This window comes from Halorubrum sp. AS12, assembly GCF_051122765.1.
In the GTDB taxonomy this organism is placed as follows: Archaea; Halobacteriota; Halobacteria; order Halobacteriales; family Haloferacaceae; genus Halorubrum; species Halorubrum trapanicum.
Map to the genome: position 1 here is coordinate 2,214,780 of NZ_CP185385.1, position 18,692 is coordinate 2,233,471.

15 protein-coding genes and 4 pseudogenes are annotated in these 18,692 nt (G+C 70.2%); 11 read left to right on the forward strand and 8 right to left on the reverse strand.

The window, feature by feature from the left end; genetic code table 11:
* Nucleotides 1–22 precede the first annotated feature (22 nt).
* Nucleotides 23–553: a DUF5817 domain-containing protein gene (locus ACODNG_RS11245; RefSeq protein ID WP_434521379.1), complete on the reverse strand. Its 531-nt coding sequence runs from the start codon at nucleotides 551–553 to the stop codon at nucleotides 23–25.
* Between the two features lie 470 nt (nucleotides 554–1,023).
* Nucleotides 1,024–1,890 carry an inositol monophosphatase family protein gene (locus ACODNG_RS11250; protein ID WP_434521380.1) on the reverse strand — a complete coding sequence of 289 codons (867 nt, stop codon included), beginning with the start codon at nucleotides 1,888–1,890 and terminating at the stop codon, nucleotides 1,024–1,026.
* 117 nt (nucleotides 1,891–2,007) lie between these two features.
* Here ACODNG_RS11250 and ACODNG_RS11255 point away from each other — a divergent pair, with 117 nt between their 5' ends.
* A complete protein-coding gene (locus ACODNG_RS11255; protein ID WP_434521381.1) occupies nucleotides 2,008–2,265 on the forward strand; it encodes a hypothetical protein in 258 nt (85 codons plus the stop codon).
* A gap of 64 nt (nucleotides 2,266–2,329) precedes the next feature.
* On the opposite strand, the gene ACODNG_RS11260 is transcribed toward ACODNG_RS11255, so the two are convergent.
* From ACODNG_RS11260 to priS, 4 genes and pseudogenes are all read right to left on the reverse strand, one after another.
* Nucleotides 2,330–3,580, reverse strand: coding sequence for an MBL fold metallo-hydrolase (locus ACODNG_RS11260; RefSeq protein ID WP_434523092.1), 1,251 nt, complete (start codon nucleotides 3,578–3,580; stop codon nucleotides 2,330–2,332).
* 25 nt (nucleotides 3,581–3,605) lie between these two features.
* Entirely contained in the window at nucleotides 3,606–4,301 is a 696-nt protein-coding gene (locus ACODNG_RS11265; RefSeq protein WP_434521382.1) for a DUF998 domain-containing protein, read from the reverse strand.
* Between the two features lie 9 nt (nucleotides 4,302–4,310).
* Nucleotides 4,311–5,356 (reverse strand): annotated as a pseudogene (locus ACODNG_RS11270) (DNA replication complex subunit Gins51).
* Nucleotides 5,357–5,366: 10 nt separating this feature from the next.
* Nucleotides 5,367–6,530 carry a DNA primase small subunit PriS gene (gene priS, locus ACODNG_RS11275; protein WP_434521383.1) on the reverse strand — a complete coding sequence of 388 codons (1,164 nt, stop codon included), beginning with the start codon at nucleotides 6,528–6,530 and terminating at the stop codon, nucleotides 5,367–5,369.
* 609 nt (nucleotides 6,531–7,139) lie between these two features.
* Between priS and ACODNG_RS11280 the strand changes: the two genes are divergently transcribed.
* The 7 genes and pseudogenes from ACODNG_RS11280 (at nucleotide 7,140) to ACODNG_RS11310 (ending at nucleotide 12,599) form a co-directional block, all read left to right on the forward strand.
* Nucleotides 7,140–7,364, forward strand: coding sequence for a hypothetical protein (locus ACODNG_RS11280; RefSeq protein WP_434521384.1), 225 nt, complete (start codon nucleotides 7,140–7,142; stop codon nucleotides 7,362–7,364).
* Between the two features lie 188 nt (nucleotides 7,365–7,552).
* Nucleotides 7,553–7,699 carry a hypothetical protein gene (locus ACODNG_RS11285; protein ID WP_007345373.1) on the forward strand — a complete coding sequence of 49 codons (147 nt, stop codon included), beginning with the start codon at nucleotides 7,553–7,555 and terminating at the stop codon, nucleotides 7,697–7,699.
* Nucleotides 7,700–8,175: 476 nt separating this feature from the next.
* On the forward strand, nucleotides 8,176–8,451 hold the full coding sequence (locus ACODNG_RS11290) for a PadR family transcriptional regulator (RefSeq protein ID WP_004597247.1): 276 nt from the start codon (nucleotides 8,176–8,178) through the stop codon (nucleotides 8,449–8,451).
* Nucleotides 8,452–8,664: 213 nt separating this feature from the next.
* Nucleotides 8,665–9,929 (forward strand): annotated as a pseudogene (gene gatD, locus ACODNG_RS11295) (Glu-tRNA(Gln) amidotransferase subunit GatD).
* The gene (locus ACODNG_RS11300; protein WP_434521385.1) at nucleotides 9,926–11,008 is read left to right on the forward strand and encodes a GNAT family N-acetyltransferase; all 1,083 of its coding nucleotides are present in this window, start codon (nucleotides 9,926–9,928) and stop codon (nucleotides 11,006–11,008) included. The pseudogene gatD and the gene ACODNG_RS11300 overlap by 4 nt, the downstream one beginning before the upstream one ends.
* Nucleotides 11,005–11,217, forward strand: a complete 213-nt coding sequence (locus tag ACODNG_RS11305; protein WP_434521386.1) for a hypothetical protein — start codon at nucleotides 11,005–11,007, stop codon at nucleotides 11,215–11,217. Before ACODNG_RS11300 ends, ACODNG_RS11305 begins: the two co-directional genes overlap by 4 nt.
* 103 nt (nucleotides 11,218–11,320) lie before the next feature.
* A pseudogene (locus tag ACODNG_RS11310) lies at nucleotides 11,321–12,599 on the forward strand (DUF6498-containing protein).
* Here ACODNG_RS11310 and ACODNG_RS11315 read toward each other — a convergent pair.
* The gene (locus ACODNG_RS11315) at nucleotides 12,596–13,138 is read right to left on the reverse strand and encodes an HPP family protein (RefSeq protein WP_434521387.1); all 543 of its coding nucleotides are present in this window, start codon (nucleotides 13,136–13,138) and stop codon (nucleotides 12,596–12,598) included. The pseudogene ACODNG_RS11310 and the gene ACODNG_RS11315 overlap by 4 nt on opposite strands.
* A 201-nt stretch (nucleotides 13,139–13,339) precedes the next feature.
* On the opposite strand from ACODNG_RS11315, the pseudogene ACODNG_RS11320 reads away from it, so the two are divergent.
* Nucleotides 13,340–14,325: pseudogene (locus ACODNG_RS11320) on the forward strand (prepilin peptidase).
* A 407-nt stretch (nucleotides 14,326–14,732) separates the two neighbouring features.
* Here the strand turns inward: ACODNG_RS11320 and dnaG are convergent.
* Nucleotides 14,733–16,361: a DNA primase DnaG gene (gene dnaG, locus ACODNG_RS11325; RefSeq protein ID WP_434521388.1), complete on the reverse strand. Its 1,629-nt coding sequence runs from the start codon at nucleotides 16,359–16,361 to the stop codon at nucleotides 14,733–14,735.
* Nucleotides 16,362–16,538: 177 nt separating this feature from the next.
* On the opposite strand from dnaG, the gene ACODNG_RS11330 reads away from it, so the two are divergent.
* Together ACODNG_RS11330 and ACODNG_RS11335 are read left to right on the forward strand one after the other, a co-directional pair.
* Entirely contained in the window at nucleotides 16,539–16,805 is a 267-nt protein-coding gene (locus ACODNG_RS11330; RefSeq protein WP_434521389.1) for a DUF3311 domain-containing protein, read from the forward strand.
* The gene (locus ACODNG_RS11335; protein WP_434521390.1) at nucleotides 16,802–18,286 is read left to right on the forward strand and encodes a sodium:solute symporter family protein; all 1,485 of its coding nucleotides are present in this window, start codon (nucleotides 16,802–16,804) and stop codon (nucleotides 18,284–18,286) included. Before ACODNG_RS11330 ends, ACODNG_RS11335 begins: the two co-directional genes overlap by 4 nt.
* Nucleotides 18,287–18,692: the final 406 nt, after the last annotated feature.

The window sequence follows — 18,692 nt, forward strand, 5'->3', positions numbered from 1 at the left end:
CCTGAGACGCTCAGAACCGATCTCAGAGGACGCGATACTGACCGTTCGACTCGGTGACCTCCCCGCGACGCGCGAGGCGGGTCAGGATCTCGCGGGCCGCGTCGGCGGGGACGCCGTCGGCCGCGGCGCGCTCCACGACTGCCGCCTCGGTGGGGTCGTCGACGGCGTCGACCGCGTCGCGGACGACCTCGGTTCGGCTCCGCGACCCGCCTCCGTCGCCCTCGGCGCGCGAGGCGGCCTCGTCGACGGCGTCGGCGTCGATTCCGGCTGATTCGAGGTACTCGCGGTCGTCGATGCCGGCCTCTTCGACGGCGGCCTCCAGCTCAGAGACGTGGTCGACCTCGGCGAACGCGGCGCTGTCGCCGCGTTTCTTCGCGAGCAGCGCCGACCGCGCCTCCTGTGCGGCCGCGCGCTCGTCGGATTCGAAGAAGCGCTTGAGCTTGGCCGTCTTGTGGGTCTTGCCGCACCGCGAGCATTTCGCCGTCTCGCTCGTCTCCGGGTCCGTGACCAGCCACATGTTGGCGCACTCGTTGCAGCCGACGACCGCGTACATACGCCCCGATTCGCCGGCCCCGAATTTGAACCCTCGGCTCCGGGACGCGACCGCGACCTCGAACACCCTCACGATGCGGTGGCGCGTGCCGACGAGTGCCCGGAGGGCGCGAGTCGCACGCGCGAGGGAGTCGGTTGTCCGGAGCGAAGCGGAGGACCACCGACGAGGCTGGGGAGGCGTGAGGCGCGGTTGCGGTGCTGTGGGGAGGGACCTCAAAGGGGCAGCCGCGAGGGCGAAGCACGACGACGCAAGCACCGCAAGGAAGGAGCGGCAGCGACTGACTGAGGAGCGCAGCGAGTCGCGCGAGCCCTCGCGGCTGGGCCTTTGGCGGTGTTCGCCGCCGATCCGTTACCAGCTATTTATAAGCGAGCGTCCGGAGCTTCGGCGACAGATTCCACCCACCGGTCGGCTGCCTTGTCCCACTAACCGATGATCCCTAATCGACCGGGAACAACTCCGTACACCACGTATCAGTCCGATTCGATCTCGTTCGCGGCCGCGAGGATCTCGTCGTGGAGGGCGCCGTTCGAGGCGACCAACCCGGTCGAGTCGTGACGCCATCGATTCCCCTCCAAGTCCGTCACGCGCCCGCCGGCCTGCCGGATCACGAAGACCCCCGCCACCGTGTCCCACGGGTTCGCGCGGAGGTTCGTGATCGTCCCCTCCAGCCCGCCGTCCGCGACGGTCGGGAGCACCACCTGCGCGGCGCCGAGCCGGCGCATGTCGCCGAAGCGGGCCACGATCGCCTCGCAGGCGCGGGCGTACTCGTCGCGGGCGTCGTACGCCCACCAGATCGTCGGGTCGACGGCGGCGTCGCGGGGCTCGTCCACGTCGCTCACCGCGATCGGCTCGCCGTTGCGGTACGCACCCGTAGCGTCGGCGGTGTAGGTGTCGCCGAGCGCGGGCGCGACGATCGCGGCCGCCACGGGTTCGCCGTCGACGACGGCCGCGACCGCGGTGGCCCACACGCGGACGTCGCGGACGTAGTTATTCGTCCCGTCGATGGGGTCGATCACCCACGCGGCACCGTCGTCGGGGACGGTCTTGCGCTCGTCTTCCTCCTCGCCGACGACCGCGTCGTCCGGGAACGACTCGCGGATCGCCTCGATGACGGTGCGCTGGGCGGCGCGGTCGGCCTCGGTCACCACGTCGTCCTCGCCTTTCGTCTCCACCGCGATGTCGCTGCGGAAGCTCTCGTTCGCGACCGCGGCGCCCGCCTCCGCGGCGCGCTTCGCCACGGCCGCGCGCTCGGCGACATCGTCCGCGCGGTCCGCGACGGGAGAGGGCTCGTCGGCGCGATTTCCCGGGGCGGCACCGCGCTCGGCTTCGTCGGTCATACCCCCAGTCCGCGCCCCCGACGCGTATAAACGTCGGTTCGGAGTGGGCGGGGAGTCGAAATTAACTCAGTTTCGAATCCGAGTACCTTTAAGTAGGTCGCGGTCGGTGTACCGCGTATGAGACCCGAGGAAGCGGTCCGGCAGCTCGAGTACACCATCGACGCCTCGCTCGACGAAATCGGCCAGCGCGCCGCCGCCGGCTACCGACCGACCTTCGAGCGCGTCGCCGAGCGCGCGGACGGGTCCGCGGTGTACGACCTCGCGGGCGAGCTCTCCGCCGAGGTCGTCGACGGCTCCTGTCCCTCGCCGGCGGAGGCGAACGCGGTCGCCGAGCGCGTGCTCGACGACTGGGCGTACACCGACGGTGGGGAGTAGGTAGTTTTCGATCGTACCTTTTACGATCGCGCGAGTTGCCGCTTAAAATCACAGTTGCTGGCCTTCACAGCTCGATCCGCTCCCCGATCTCGGGCGCGCTCGCTGCGAACCCGTCCTCGCGCAGGTCTTCCGCGAACGCCTCGCAGCGGTCGCCGTGGTTCACCAACACCCGCGCGTCCCGGTAGGCGTCCAGGAACGACTCCAACCCTTCGCGGTCGGCGTGCGCCGAGAAGTCGTACGACTCGACGCGCGCGCTCACGGGCCGGACCCGCCCGTTCAGCTCCAACTGTCCGCGGTCCTGAAGCTCTCGTCCCGGCGTCCCCTCCACCTGGTACCCCGTCAGCGTCACGAGGTTCGTCGGGTTCGTCCGGATCTCCGGGAGGTAGGTGTGAACGGGGCCGCCCGCGAGCATCCCCGAGGTGGTGACGATGAGCGCGTTCTCGGCGGCGATCCGCTCGCGCTGCCCGTCGCGTCCCGTGACGACGCGGGCGCGGCCGACCGCCTCGCCGAACGCCTCGGAGTCGCGCAGGAACGACGGATACTGCCGGAGCATCTTGGTCACCCCGACGCCCATCCCGTCGACGTACGGCGTGATCCCGTGCGCGGCCGCGACGAGGAGCAGCTCCTGCGTCCGACCGATCGCGAACGCGGGCGCGACGACGGTGCCGCCCTCCCAGATCGTCCGCTCGACGCGGTCGGCCCACGCCGACTCCACCGTCGCGCGGTCCTCGTGGGTCACGTCGGCGTAGGTGGACTCGCAGACCACCGCGTCAGCGTCGGGCCGCGCCGTCGTCCCCGCGACCAGCCGCTGGTCGTCGGTGTGGAAGTCGCCGGAGTACAGCAGCCGCGCCTCGCCGTCGTCGACGAGGACGTGCGCGGAACCCGGAATATGCCCCGCCGAGAACAGCGTCACCTCGTAGCCGCCCTCATCGATCCCGCCCGCGACCGGGAAGGGCTCGCCGTAGCCGTGCCGCCGCTCGACCTCGCCAAGCCGCGCGACGTGTTCGGCGCCGAACGGGCACAGCGGGCTGTTGCCGTGGAGCTTCAGCGTGTCCTCGACGAGGGTTCGCGCGAGTTCGCCGGTCGGCGGCGTCCAGTGGACCGGCGGCCGGCGGTCGCCCTTCAGCAGCGCGGGGACCGCCCCGACGTGGTCGAGGTGCCCGTGCGAGACGACGACCGCGTCCGGCTCGGGGTCTCGCACCGGGTACCGCGGCGGGTCGGCGGTAAGGAGTCCGTAGTCCAGCAGGAGGGTGTCGTCGACGAGGAGGGCGCTCCGGCCGACCTCGCGGGCGCCGCCGAGGAACTCCAGCTCCATCGACCGCCCGTAGCCGCCCGCGGCGTTAGTGTCCGTCGGTCGGATCGCCGGATCCACTCGACCCGCTCGGGTCGTCGGATTCACTCGACCCGCCCGACTCGCCTGCGCGAGAGCGAGCCGCCCCGATCACCGGCGCCGGGCCGACGACCCACACCCACGCGGCGAGCATGAGTGCGCCGGGGAGTTCCGGCAGCGCGAGTCCGGTCACGGGCCACCAGCCGGCGACGAACGTCGCCCAGACGGCGACGTGAACCGGGGCGAACGCAAGCGCGACGCGGCCGGTCGTCTCCCGGCGCCTCGTCCATCCGTCGACGGCGAAAACCAGCGTAATGAGACCGTAGAACCCGATCGCGGCGGGACCGTGGAGTGGTTCGGTGAGGTCGAAGACGCCGACGCCGGCCATCGCGGTCATCGCCAGCGCGAGGAGCGCGGCTCGGAGAGACCGACCGCCTCGCCCGAGATCCGCGGCGTAGAGAACGCCCGTCGCCCCGCCGCCGATCAACCCCCAGTTGAACGCGGGGGCGCTCCCGTCGCGGACGCCCAGGTCGGAGAGCGCGTCGGTCGTCCACGAGAAGGTCGGGTCGAGGAGGATTCCGAGAGAGATACCGCCGAGCGCCAGAACGGTCGCGGCGGCGCCGAAAACAGCCGTAATACGCGTTATTTCGGAAGAATCGGATCCACCGTCGGCGTCGGACCGATCTCCGGTCGGAGGGGGTGTCATCAGCTCCGGTCAGTCGATCCGCTCGGCCGCGTCGCGCTGGACGAGCGGGTCGGCGTTCTCGACCGGGAGGGAGACGACGTCCTCGCTCGCGAGCTCGTACTCCCGCTCGTCGACGCCGAAGATGGCCCCCACGTCGCGAGTGATCCGGACGGTCGCCCGGTCGGTCGACTCCCCCGGTCCGGACTCGACGCCCGGCTCGTTGGCCGCCGCCGCTTCGGGCACCGCCCCGCCGTCCGTCGTCGCTCCGGGTCCGGTTCCCCCTCCGCGTCGTCCGCGAGATTGGCGTCAGCGGGGGCGTCGTCGCCGAGACCGTCGGTCTCTCCGCTCTCGCTGTCGACACCGACGGCTCCGGGGGGTTCCGGATCGGGCGGCACCGGCGTCGTCCCGCCGTCGTCCTCCTCAGCGGACCCGGACGGAGGGAGTTCGTCGCCCTCGCGCGACTCCGGCGACGCGTCGGGGGCCGACTCACCGTCGTCGCCGCCCATCGCACCGGCGAGCGCGCCCGCGTCGGCGGGCGGCGACTCGGTTCGCTCCGAGCCGGTCGCCTCCGTGTCGGCGGTCGGTTGGGGTTCTTCGACCTCTGGCGTTCGGTCCGTCCCGGCCGGCTGCTCCGGTTCGTCCGAAACCGGGGGTTCGTCCGAGATAGCTGGCTCGTCCGAAACGGGCGACTCGCCGGCGAGGACGTCGAGCACCTGCGACTTGTTCGCGGTGATGCGCTCGACAAGGTCCTCGAACAGCCGGCGCTCCTCGGTCGTCATCCCCTCCTCGTCGACGGACATGTCGGCCGCGGCGAAGGAGGCGAGCTTGACGACCTTGCCGACCCGGCGCTCGTAGAGCGCCTCGGCGACCTCCTCGGCGGTCTCGACCTCATCGGAGAGCCGGCTGACGTCGTCGTCCTCGAAGGGGTTGTCGACCTGCTCGGCGCGGCGGTCGCGCGCGGCGCGTAAGTCCGCGACGTACGCGCCAACGTCGTCGTAAAACGAGTCCCGCAGGTGCTGGAGGCTGTCCTTCCGCCGCTCCTTCGCCTGCGCGGACCGGAGTTCGTCGAGGTTCATTTGTCGTCGGTCATCGTTCGGGGGCTTTCCGCGCCTCGCCGCGGGCCATCAGGAACGCTCCCGCGAACTCGGGCACGGTGTTTCTACCGGATTCAACTCTAACGCGCTCGCCGTTTAATTCTACCGTCCGATCCGCGTCCGTCTCGATCCGGATCTCGCGGCCGACGAACCGGTCGGGGACCGCGTCCCGGAGGGGGTCGAAGTCGGCCAGCTCGTCGCGGTCGAGCGGCGTGACGACCAAGGCGGAGCCGCCGTGGAGCGTCCCCGGCAGCCGGATGAGCCGCCGGGTGTCGGTGGTCACCGGCTCGTCGATCGGCGCCGCGTCGGTCGCGGCGACGCGCGAGGCGAGCGCCTCCACGAGCCGGCGGACGCCCGGACCGCCGGCCTCGACGTTGCCCTCGCGGACCGCGGTCGGGTTGTGGTCGAACGCGCCGAGGATCGTCTTCGCCCCCTTCTCACCGATCCCGTCGAACTTCATCAGGCGCTCGCGCGCGGCCTCGTCGTCCATCTCGCGGAGGTCGTCGGCGTACTCGACCAGGGCGTCGTGGACGCGCGCGCCCCAGCCCCCCTCGGTGCGGAGGACGCGCTTCGTCGTCCCGCGGTCGGAGACGGTCCGGATCAGGCCGTCGGTGTCGAGGTCGATCGCGCGCACGTAGTCGACGATCTCGCGGCGCGCGTCGCTGTCAAGATCACGGACACTCTCGTCGCGGACGTGGACGTGGTAGCCGCGCCCGCCCGAGAAGACGACGGTCACGTCCTCGAACGCGAAGTCGTCGTCGATGAAATCGAGCAGGCGCAGGAGGGCGTCCTTACACGTCGCGAGCATCTCCGGGTACGAGGTCGAATCCGGGTCGACGCCGGGGAGGTGGTCGGCGTCCAGGTCGAAGACGAGGTCGGCGTTTCGCCACCCCTTCTGCCCCATCGTCGCGGCGCCCGGGTCGTCGTAGCGCGCGGCCGAGAAGTAGGCGTGTCGGGGTGCGTTGTCGGCGAAGAACGTGTCGACGTCGCCGAGGTCGTACAGCGACTGGTGGCGGACCATCGTCGTCCCCGACCCCGGGGTCCACGGGATGTGGCCCCACTCGCGGAGGTTCGCGTCGGGCGGGAGCGACAGCGAGACCGACCGGTAGTAGTCGCCGAAGCGACCCCGGAGGTACTCGCGGGTCCGGTCGTCCATCTCTCCCTCCCTACCCGCGGTCGACGTATCAACGTTACCGTTCGCCCGCGACCGCGACGACGACATTTTAAAAAGTAAACGAGGGGGTGGCGCGTGCCGATGAGCGCCCGGAGGGCGCGAATCGCACGCGCGAGGGAGTCGCGGCCGCTTTTAAGCGGCCGCGACGAGGCTGGGGAGGTGTGAGGTGCGGTCCCGCGAGCGACCGGAGGGAGCGAGTGGGGGTACGGAAGTCGCAGCCCGCACAGCGAACGCAGTGAGCGAGCAGGACCGTCTTCCGGTGGTGCTGTGCGGAGCGGGGTGGGACTCAAAGCCCCAGCCGCGAGGACGAAGCACGGCGTAGTAAGCACCGCAGCGAAGGAGCGAGCAGCGCGAGCGACTGAGCGAGGTGCGTGGTTCGAGAGAGCGAAGCTCTCTCGTCATCCCGAAAATCGAAGATTTTCGGGCGACAGCAAGCCGCGCGAGTCCTCGCGGCTGGGGCTTTGGAAGTGTTCACCGCCAATCGATCAGCGTCTATTTATAAGTGAGCGGCTGGGGCTTTGGAGGTGTTCGTCACCGATCGTCGGCAGTATTTTGGTCGGCAGAATCGTTGCCGGCACACGTCTGGTCCCTATGATCGACGACATCATCGACGTTCTGATCGGTGAAGTAGCCAAACTGGTCCCCGATGTCGTGTGGGGTGCCGTATTTCTGGTGACCGGCCTTTTGACGACGATGATCGGCGTGACGATGGTTCTCGGCATGACGACGCTTAACGGATCGCCGCGTCTCGGCGCCGTACTGACCGCCGTCGGCGTGCTGCTGGTGGTCGGCGTTCTCGTCGCGTGGTACCGGTGACCCCCTCCCGGTGAGCGCTCCGCGTCCGTTCCGAGGGTCTCGACGGGTCGACCGATCCCCTCCTGAGACGCCGGGTCGACCGATCCCTCTCCCGAGACGCCGGGCCGACCGATCCCCCTCCCGAGACGCCGGGCCGACCGATCGACCTCCGGCCACAACACTATCCGGCCGGCAGCCCTTCTCCCGGTATGCGCTCCGAAGAGGAGGTCAGAGAGCAGTACGAGTTCCTCCGCGAGCAGTTGGACGACGAGGAGATGAACCACCGCGGCGTCGAGGAGCTGTTCACCCACTACAAGCGCGCGCTCGGCTGGGTGTTAGAAGAAGAACACATGTGAGCGACGTACGACACGTTTATGCCGTTCTACCCGCTACGTACAGGTGACGCTTCGTCTGGAGGGCCGAAGCGTCAGCGGGGACCAATCGGCAGGCCCGACGCGGCTTTTTTCCGCGTCGGGCGTGCCTTCTTCCGATACTTGACCGCCAGCGTCGCGTCTCTCCGGACCCGCGTCCGACCGAAGCACGCCGCGCTCTCCGCATCCGTGCCAACCCGAACGCGCCCGTTCTCCCCCGTGCGTGCGCCCCCGTGACGAGTCGGCCGCGGTCGACCCCGCGCGTCACCGAACCTGCGACACGTATCAGCCCTCAAAAACGATCTTCCAGCTGTACACGTCGAATCGGTCCCGAGCGAGAGTTGCGGAGTTGACAGAACGAGTGCGTCCGTTGCGGCGAGGTAGGGCCTGCGGTGTGGTCGTACGAATACAGATGTAACGGTATATTTATTTATTTTCGACAGGTATGTACGAGCAGTTGTATGTACGACCTCACAGGTTTTCAGCGCGACCTGCTCTACGTGATCGCGGGGCTCGACGAGCCGCACGGGCTGGCCATCAAAGAGGAGCTCGAAGAGTACTACGAAAAGGAGATCCACCACGGCCGCCTCTACCCGAACCTCGACACGCTCGTCGAGAAGGGACTCGTCGAGAAGGGTCAGCGCGACCGCCGTACCAACTACTACACGCTGACTCGACGGGGCCGACGCGAAATCGAGGCGCGCACCGACTGGGAAGCCGAGTACATCGAGCACTGACCCGGCCGCTCGTCGTCCCCGTGATCGGTCGATAGCCACCGGTCTCCGCCGCCACAGGCTCCTCCTCTCTTCTCTCCCGTTCCGCGTTCTTTCGTCGTGCCTCTCCTCCCGCGTCGAACGGTTGGATTCAAGTCCGCCCCGGGGAATCCGGTCGTATCGCAACCGGGAGATCGCGTCCGCGTCGAGCGCGGGGGCGTCACCAACGAGGGCGTACTGCTCCCCTCCACGACGCGCGACCACCTCGTCGTCAAGCTCGACGGCGGGTACAACGTCGGGATCGACCGCGAGGCGGCCGACGTCGAGGTGCTCGAGTCCGGCGTCCGCGAGGTCGACCCCGCGGCCGAGACCGATGACGGCGGCGACGCCACCTCGGAGATCACCTTCGACGACGATCTGCCCACGATCTCGCTCATCTCCACCGGCGGGACCATCGCCTCCACCGTCGACTACCGGACTGGCGCGGTCACCGCCCAGTTCGACGCCGAGGATGTCCTCCGGGCCGTCCCCGAACTCGCCGGGCGCGCGAACTACCGCGGCCGGGTCGTCGCGAACATCCTCTCAGAGAACATGGAGCCGTCCATCTGGCGCGAGCTCGCCGCGGCGGTCGCCGAGGAGATCGAGGCCGGCGCCGACGGCGTCGTCGTGATCGACGGCACCGACACGATGCAGTACTCCGCGTCCGCGCTCTCCTTCATGCTCGACTCGCCGGTCCCGGTCGTGTTCACCGGGAGCCAGCGCTCCGCGGACCGCCCCTCCTCCGACAACGTGATGAACGCGGTCTGCGCGGTCGAGGCCGCGAAGGCCGACCACGCCGAGACGCTTGTGTCGGATCGGACGCGGCCCCCTCCGACGACGCCTGCGCGCTCCACCGCGGCACGCGCGTCCGGAAGAACCACACCTCCCGCCGCGACGCCTTCGAGACGGTCGGCGCCGCCCCGCTCGGCCTGATCGACTACGAGGCCGCCGCCGAGGCGGGCGCCGAGGGCGACGCGGCCGACGCAGCGATCGAGTGGAACCGCGAGCCGCTCGCGCGCGGCGCGGCCGACGCAGACGGGGACGAGAGCGGCGCCGATGTCGACCTCGTGCTCGACCTCGACGGCGACGTCGAACTCGTCAAGTTCACGCCCGGGATGGACCCGGCGGCGTGGGGCTACCTCGACGACAAGGACGGCGTCGTGATCGAGGGGACCGGACTCGGCCACGTCCACACCGACCTCATCCCGCGGATCGAGGAGCTGGTCGAGAGCGGCACCGTCGTCGCGATGACGAGCCAGTGTCTCGCCGGGCGGGTCTGTGACCGGGTGTACGACACCGGCCGCGACCTGCTGGACGCGGGCGTCGTCGAGGCCGGCGACACCCTCCCCGGCACCGCGAAGGTGAAGCTGATGTGGGCGCTCGCGAACCTCTCGGACCCCGACGAGGCGATGGGCCGCGACCTCGCGGGCGAACTCACCGAGGAGTCGCAGCCCTGGCGATGACGGGACCGGAGGAAGAGCCGGCGCCCGACTCCGACCCGGCGCTTGACTCCGACTCGGCGCCCGCCCCCGTCGTCCGCGAGGCGCGCCCCGACGACGCCGACGCGGTCGCGGCGTTCACGCGCGACACGTGGGGCGAGCGCCACGACGACTACATCCCGCGGGTGTTCCCCGACTGGGCCGAGTCCGACGACCCCGACCGCGGCACGTTCGTCGCGACGCTGCCCCCAAAAGCCGCCGAACCCACCGGCCTCGACGACCGCGAACCGGGAGACACCCTCGTCGAAGGCGAGGGCGGTGGCGCCGCCGACCGCGGCGATCCGGAGGCGGTCGTCGGCTGTATCCAGGCCGTCTCGCTGTCGGAGTGGGAGGCGTGGGGACAGGGGATCCGCGTCGACCCCGCCGTGCGGGGCCACGGCGTCGGCACCGCGCTCTCGGAGGCCGCGCTCGACTGGTCGCGCGAGCGCGGCGCGACGGTCTGCCGCAATATGGTGTTCTCGTGGAACGTCATGGGACTCGGCCAGTCGCGCGCGGTCGGCTTCGAACCGGAGACCGAGTTCCGGTTCGCGGAGCCGGAACCCGACGCCGACGCGGCCGACGGCGGGGACGTTGATTTCGACGCCCTCGAGAACCCCGACCCGAACGCCGCGTGGGCGTTCTGGAGCGACAGCGACGCCCGCGACCACCTGCGCGGTCTCGCGCTTGACCCCGACGAGTCGTGGGCCTGCTCGGCGCTCACCCGCGAGCGGCTCGCGACCGCGGCCGCCGAGGGCCGGCTGATCGCGGTCGCCGGCCCGACGGCCGTCGCCGGCTTCGCGGTCCGGACCCGCGTCACGGAGCGCGAGGTCGACGGGGAGACCACCCGCATCGCGACGTACGGCGTCGCGGCGTGGCGCGACGTCGACGCGGCGGGGGCGCTGTACGACGCGGTCGCCGCCGACGCCGCCGCGGCCGACGCCGACGAGGCCCGCGTGCTGATCCCCGAGACGGTCGAGCACGTGAGCGACACCGGGGCGAACCGCGTCCCGGTCGCGGCCGAACCCGACTTCGTAATGTGCGCGGACCTCACCGGTGACCCATGAGCCTCTTCGGTGTCTCCCTCCCGTGGTCGCTTCCGCTCACGCTCGTCATCTACGGCGTCGTCGTCGCCGCCGCGGTGTGGATCTATCGCGACGCGAAGGCGCGCGGGAGCCGCTACGCGGTCATCTGGGGCCTCTCGACGCTCGTGTTCACGATCCTCCCAGTGCTCGCGTACCTGTACCTCCACCGCGACGCCGGCCCGGCGCGCTGAATCCGGTCGCGTCTCGGCGGAGCCGGTCGCACGCCGGGCCGGCGCCGAATGCTCTCAGCCAACCCCCGGCCGCTTATATACGGCGACGTGAAACGACCGACGGATGCCCTCCCTCCCCCTCATCGATCGGATTCGCGCGCTCGGTCGCGGTCGCCGGCCACGCGCGCTCTCGGTGGCGATCGCCAACCTGCTCCCGCTCGTGGGCGTGGTCGCGCTCGGCTGGAACGCGGCCGCGCTGATGACGCTGTACTGGTTCGAACTCGGGATCGCCTCGGGCTGGGCGCTCGTCCGCGGGCTGTTCGCCGGGCGGCCGTCCGAGGTCGAACGCGGGGTGCTGATCTCCGGGCCGCTCGCGGGGCGCCGGCTCGGACTACCGATCCCGTGGACCGACGTTCAGGTCCGGCTCTCGTCGCTGCTCGTGCTCCCGATCGCGGCGCCGATCCTCGCCGTCGTCTGGCTGTTCGTCGGCACGCTCACGGTCGGCGTCGTCGTCGGTGAGGGAGCGGCGTCGGCCGTGGTCGACACCGTCGCGCTCGCGACGCTCGCCATCTTCGTCGGGGAGGGGGTGACGACGCTCGTCGAGTACTTCGGCCGCGGCGAGTACCGAGTCCACAGCGCGCAGACGGCGATTAAGGGCGTGTTCGCCCGCGGTGCGGCGATATTCCTCGGCGCGATGTTCACCGTTACCGTCGTCGGCGCGGGGCGGCTGGAGGACGACGCGCCGATCTCGGCGCTCGACGCCGACGCGGTCGGACTCCCGCTCCTGCTCGGGATCGTGGCGGTGAAGGCCGCGTTCGACCTCGGCGGGCTGTACGGCGACCGGCTGGCGGCGTTCGACGAGTCGTCGGCGCTCGATCTCGGGGTTCTCCTACGACCCGCCCGAGCCGGAGCCGCCGGACGAATTGCTCGCGGGACCGGTCGAGACGGTTCGCCAGCCACGACGCGCGCGGGTCGCGGGGGCGCTGACGACCCCTCTCGGTCACCCCGGACTGTGGTACATCGCCGGGATATTCGGGTTCGTCGGCCTGCTGTTCGCCGTCGGCCGCAACTGGCCGACCGCCGTCACCCTCGGCGCGGCCGCCCTCGGGGTCCCGCTGGCGCTCGCCACGCTCGACCACGAGTTCCGGTACGGACTCGTCGAATACCGCGCCGGCGACGACGCCCTCGTCGCCCGCGACCGTCTGTTCGACGTTCCCCTGTGGCGCGTCGAACCGTGGGACGAGACGGGGCTCCGGGTGAAACGCGGCCGGCTCGACCGCCGGCTCGGCACCGAGACCGTCGTGATCGAACTTCGCGACGACGAGTACCGGATTCCGGGTCTCGCGGACCCCGAGCCGATCCTCGATGTCTTCGACAGGCGACCCGACCGACCGGACGGTTAACTCGTTCCGTCGCCGCCGTCAGCCTCGTCCCGCCCGTACAGTGGGTGCGCGTCCCCGACGAGGCGCTTGAACGCGAGGATGACGACGGCGTGGAAGGCGACGAGGACGGTCACGCTCGCGACGATGATCGCCACTTCGGACGGGGCCGAGAGGAGGCCGAGCGAGACGATGAGCGTCGTCGCGCACGCCGGCGGGTGGACCGTTCCGGTCGCGATCATCGCCCAGCTGGTCGCGACGAGCGAGGCGACCGCGCTCGCGGTCAGCCGGAAGCCCTCGGGAGAGAAGGCGGGCGGCGTCGCCGTCAGCGCGGCGCCGTCGGCGATAACCGTCCACGCCGCCAGTCCGGCGACGCCGCCGATCAGGTGGCTGCCGACCACGCGGACGGCGCGCTCGCGCTCGCTCCGGCGGTCGAACGCGAGGACGAACACGGACGGGCCGAGGCTCGGGAAGACGAACGGCTGGCCGGTCGCCCACGCGACGAGGCCGAGGACGGTGAACAGCAGGCCGGCGTAGACGCTCGTCCCAAAGCGGCGGCGCATTGCGGCCGAGTCGGCGGCCGACTCACAAAGGACCGGCGGATCGGTGAGAGAGATGTCAGCGAATCGCGGGGCGAGATGCCGCCGGTTCGCGGGGCGAGATGCCGCCGGTTCGCGGGGCGAGATGCCGCCGGTTCGCGGGGCGGTATCGATCGCGATAGCCGAACCCGAACGCCTAATTGGGCCGGTCTCCCCCGTGGAGACATGTTCGCGACGCTGCCGGACCTCCTCCGACTGCTCGTCGTCCCCGTCTTCGCGTGGGCGGCGATCCGGGACGTCAGGACCCGACGCCTTCCGAACCGGATCTGGCCGCCGATGTACCTGTTCGGCGCGTTCCTGCTCGTCTGGGAGGCCGTCTCGCTGTGGCCGTTCGCGGGGTTCGACGGGCGCGTCTTTCTCCTGCGGGCCGCGATCAGCCTGCTGTTCGTCGCGCCGCTCGGCTACGCCTTCTGGTACCTCGGCGCGTTCGGCGGCGCCGACGCCAAGGCGATGATCGCGCTCGCGGTGATCTTCCCGACGTTCCCGGCCTACGAGGTCGCCGGTCTCGTCCTCCCGCTCGTCGGCACCGATCTCGGCGTGTTCTCCTTGACGATCCTCACGAACACCGTCCTGCTCGGTCTCGCCTATCCGGTCGGTCTCGCCGTTCTCAACCTCGTTCGCGGCGAGGTCTCGTCGAGCATGTTCTTCGCGCGGCCGGTCGCGGCCGACTCGCTACCCGACCGACACGGGCGGCTGTTCGAGGACACGGACGGACCCACTCGGGGTGGACTCGACCTGGACGCGCTCCGGATGTACCTCCGCTGGCGCGGGATCACGCTGGCGGACCTGCGGAGCGACTCGGAGGGGCTTCGCGACCCCGCCTCGGTCGACGAGACGTTCGATCCGACCGACGGGGGACTCAGGTCGGGCCGCGGACCGATGGGGGGCGCGCAGTCGACGACGCGGCGCCGGACGGAGGGACCGCGGACGACCCCTGGGCGGCCGAGCGCTTCCTCGACGAGATCGATCACGGCGCCTACGGCACCGACGCCGAGACGCTCCGCGACGGTCTCGACGTCGTCGCCCGCGAGGACCGCGTGCTGGTCTCGCCCGGGATGCCGTTCGTCGTCCCGATGGCGGTCGGTCTCGTCGTCTCGCTGACGTACGGCGACGCGCTGTTCGCGCTGCTCGGCGCGGTCGGACTGGTGTGACCCGGTACTGACGACGCGATTTATAAGGTGCGGTGGCGCGCGCCTCCGAGCGCCCGCAGGGCGCGAGGAGCGCGTGCGAGGGAGTCGCGGCCGCTTTTAAGCGGCCGCGACGAGGCTGGGGAGGCGTGAGGCTGCGGTGCCGTGCGAGGCGGGACTCGAAGGGACAGCCGCGAGGCGGGCGCAGACGACGTAAGCACCGCAGCGAAGGAGCGAACAGCGTGAGCGACTGAGCGAGGAGCGCAGCGAGTGTGCGCCCGCCTCGCGGCTGGGGCTTCGGTGGTGCTCGTGTCGATCAGTTATTTATAAGAACCACTGTCGTACAGCCGAGCGGCTGGGGCTTCAGCGGTGTTCGTCGCCGATCCGCGGTCAACTACTTATAAACGGAAGACGCCGACCGCCTCATATCGTCAGCTTCCGGCGCGGAGGTCCGCCGCCGTCAGCACCCGCGTCCCGACCGGGCGCTTCACGAACTCGCCGAGGTCGCGGCCGATCAGGTCGCCGACGCCGCGCTGTGCGGCCACGTCGAGCAGCCGCTGGTCGACGGTCCCGTCGACGACGACCGCTTCCGGGGCGGTCTCGGCGCCCTCGACCGCGTCGAACGCCTCCGCGGCGTCGACCTCGTTGAGGACGTCGAACTCGTCGCCGAGGAGCCGCGCGCGCCCGGTCTCCCCGTCGACGACCTCGTCGACGTGCGCCGCCATCGACCGCGGTTCGTCGGAGTCGTCGGCGGTCTCGTCGCTCTCCTCGGCGTCCGATCCTTCCACCGACTCGGCGTCCGATCCTTCCACCGACTCGCCGACCGAATCCACGTCCAACTCGGTGTCGGCCGTTGGATCCGGATCGTCGTCGGCCGCCGAATCGAGACTGTTGTCAGCCGGCTCCCCGGCGTCCGCGTCGGGTTCGACGCCGGCCTCCGTCTCGCCCTCGAACTCGTCCGGCGTCGGCGCCGATTCCGGCGGTTCGTTCGCTCCGCCGGACGGGGGCGCGCCGGTCTCGGTCCCGGATTCGATGTCTTCAGACTCGGTCGATACGGTCTCCGACTCGGTCTCGGACGACTCGGTCTCGGACGACTCGGTCTCGGGCGACTCGGTCGTTCGGGTCGACGGTCCGGCCGAGTCGTCCCCGGGGGAATCGCCCGGCACCGCCCCGCCGTCGCCGACGCGGGCAACCGACCCGGGGTCGTCGCCGTCGGGGACCTCCTCGTCGCTCGCGGCCGCCCGGAGGTCGGCGGCGTCCGCGAGGCTGGCGTACGGGACCTTCCCGCGGAGCGCCTCGAAGACGGCGTCGCGGTCGAGGTCCTCGACGGACTCGCCGGGCGGCGCGAACGCCACGTAGTCGACCTCGCCCACCTGCGCGAGTTCGCGGAGGATCAGCTCGCCGCCGCGGTCGCCGTCGAGGAACGCGGTGACGGTCCGGTCGGCGGTCAGGTCGGCGACCGCCTCGGGGACGTTCGTCCCCTCGACCGCGACGGCGTTTTTGATCCCGCAGTCGAGGAGCGTCAACACGTCCGAGCGCCCCTCGACGACGATGACGGCATCGGAGTCGCCGACGCGCGGGCCGGCGGGGAGTCCCTCGTAGTCGACGATGCCCTCGACGCGGGCGGCGTCGCGGACCTCGTCTAACACGTCGCTGCTCGCGAGGCTCGTCTCCTCGAAGCCGCCGGCGATCAGCTCCTTGGCGCGCTCGACGACCTCGCGGCGCTTGGCCGCCCGCACGTCCTCGATGCTCGTTACCTCAACGGAGGCGTGACAGGGACCGATGCGGTCGATGGTCTCCAGCGCGGCCGCCAGGATGGCGGTCTCGACTTTATCCAGGCTCGACGCGACGGTGACCTCGCCGAACGACTGGCCGTTCTCGGACTCGACGGCGACGTCAATCCGGCCGACGCGCGAGGACTCCTGGAGGTCGCGGAGGTCCAGCTCGTCGCCGAGCAACCCCTCCGTCTGGCCGAACACCGCCCCGACGACGTCGCTCCGCTCGACGACGCCGTCGGCCGCGATGGTGGCGTGAATCAGGTATTTTTCTGTGTCTTTCATGATGGGTGAATGGTGATATCGGGCGGGAGAAGCCGCCCGTGTTACGTTTCGTCCCTCGCGGAAAATAGCTATCGCCACGCCCCTCCGGCGAGGGTTATTGAAGAAAAATTCTCTCCAACACCTGTTTTCGAACTCATCCGATAGTTCTTAGTGTTCATAGAAGTAGTGTCGTCTCACATGACGCGCTTACGGAGCGATCTCGTGTGGATACCGACGTTCGCAATACTCGTCGCATTCGCGGTGCCGTGGCCGCTGTGGGGCGTCGACCGCGTCGTCGCGGGGCTGCCGGTGTGGATCTGGTGGCACGTGGCGTGGCTGGGGCTGTGTGCGGTCCTGTTCGCGCTGTTCGTCCGGAGCGGCGCGTGGGAGCGCGGGATGGGGCAGCGGTCGGAATCGAGCGACGGTCGGAACGGCGGCCCCGCGCTGGGGGGTGACGGCCGGTGACGCTCGGTCTCTCGCTCGGCGTCGTCGTCGGCTACCTCGTCGTCGCGCTCGCGCTCGGGCTGGTCGCGTACCGGGTCTCGGAGACGACGGCGGAGGACTACTACCTCGCGAGCCGGTCTATCGGGACGCTCGTCCTGCTTTTCACGACGTTCGCGACGCTTCTGTCCGCGTTCACCTTCTTCGGCGGGCCGAACCTCGCGTACGCCGCCGGTCCCGAGTGGCTGATCGTGATGGGCACCCTCGACGGCGTGCTGTTTGCCGTGCTGTGGTACGTCATCGGCTACAAGCAGTGGCTGATCGGCGCCCGCAACGGCTACGTGACGCTCGGCGAGATGCTCGGCGACAGGTTCGGCTCGGTCGGCCTCCGCGCGCTCGTCGCGGGCGTGAGCCTCCTGTGGCTGTTCCCGTACGTGATGCTCCAGCAGATGGGCGCTGGCGAGGCGCTCGTCGGACTCACCGACGGCGCGGTCCCCTACTGGGGCGGCGCGGCGCTCATCACGGGGTTCATGATCCTCTACGTCGCCGTCGCGGGCCTCCGCGGCGTGGCGTGGACGGACACGCTTCAGGGCCTGTTCATGCTCTCCATCGTCTGGGTCGCCGCGGCGTGGGTCGTCTCGGCGGTCGGCGGCGTCGGCGCCGCGACCGAGGGGATGCTGGCGGCCCGGCCCGAGTTCGGGAGCTTCGGCGGCGGGACGTACACGCCCGGGTTCATCGTCTCGTCGGCGATCACCATCGCGTTCGGGGTGACGATGTTCCCGCAGATCAACCAGCGGTTCTTCGTCGCGAAGTCGGGCAAGGTGTTGAAGCGGTCGTTCGCGCTGTGGCCCGTGCTGGTACTACTCTTGTTCCTCCCCGCGTTCATGCTCGGCGCGTGGGCTGCCGGGATGCCGATCGAGGTGCCCGACGGCGCGAACGTGCTGCCGGTCGTGTTGAACGAATACGCGCCCGCGTGGTTCGCCGCGCTCGTCATCGCGGGCGCGATGGCCGCGATGATGTCTTCGTCGGACTCGATGCTGCTGTCGGGGTCGTCGTACTTCACCCGCGACCTGTACCGCCCGCTCATCGACGCGGAGGCCTCCGAGCGGCGCGAGGCGTGGATCGCGCGGATCGGCGTGGCGGCGTTCGCGACGCTCGCCTTCGTCGCGAGCCTGTTCCGCCCGGGGACGCTGATCGAGGTCGGTGACACCGCCTTCTCCGGGTTCGCGCTGCTCGCGTTCCCCGTGATCTGCGCGCTCTACTGGCCGCGGACGACGCGCACGGGAATGGTCGTCGGCGTCGCGGTGCCGCAGGCGACGTACCTGCTCGTCGTGTTGTCGTCGGTGCTGCCGCTCGTCCCGACGCTCCCGCGGACCGTCCTCGGCGGCTGGGACGTGGCGCTCGGGCTGATGGTCCTGTCCGGCGCACTCACCGTGGGCATGTCGCTGCTCACCGCCCCGACCGAGGAGAGCGACGCGTCGCGATTCGCGGTCGTAAGCGACTGATCGTATCTGCGTCGGGGCGTTATTACCCCACGGTTCGCCGCTCTCCGCTGACGGATCGGTGGCGAACACCGCCAAAGCCCCAGTCACTCGCTTATAAATAGCTGATCGCGAATCGGCGGCGAACACCGCCAAAGCCCCAGTCACTCGCTTATAAATAGCTGATCGCGAATCGGCGGCGAACACCGCCAAAGCCCCAGTCACTCGCTTATAAATAGCTGATCGCGAATCGGCGGCGAACACCGCCAAAGCCCCAGTCACTCGCTTATAAATAGCTGATCGCGAATCGGCGGCGAACACCGCCAAAGCCCCAGTCACTCGCTTATAAATAGCTGATCGCGAATCGGCGGCGAACACCGCCAAAGCCCCAGTCACTCGCTTATAAATAGCTGATCGCGAATCGGCGGCG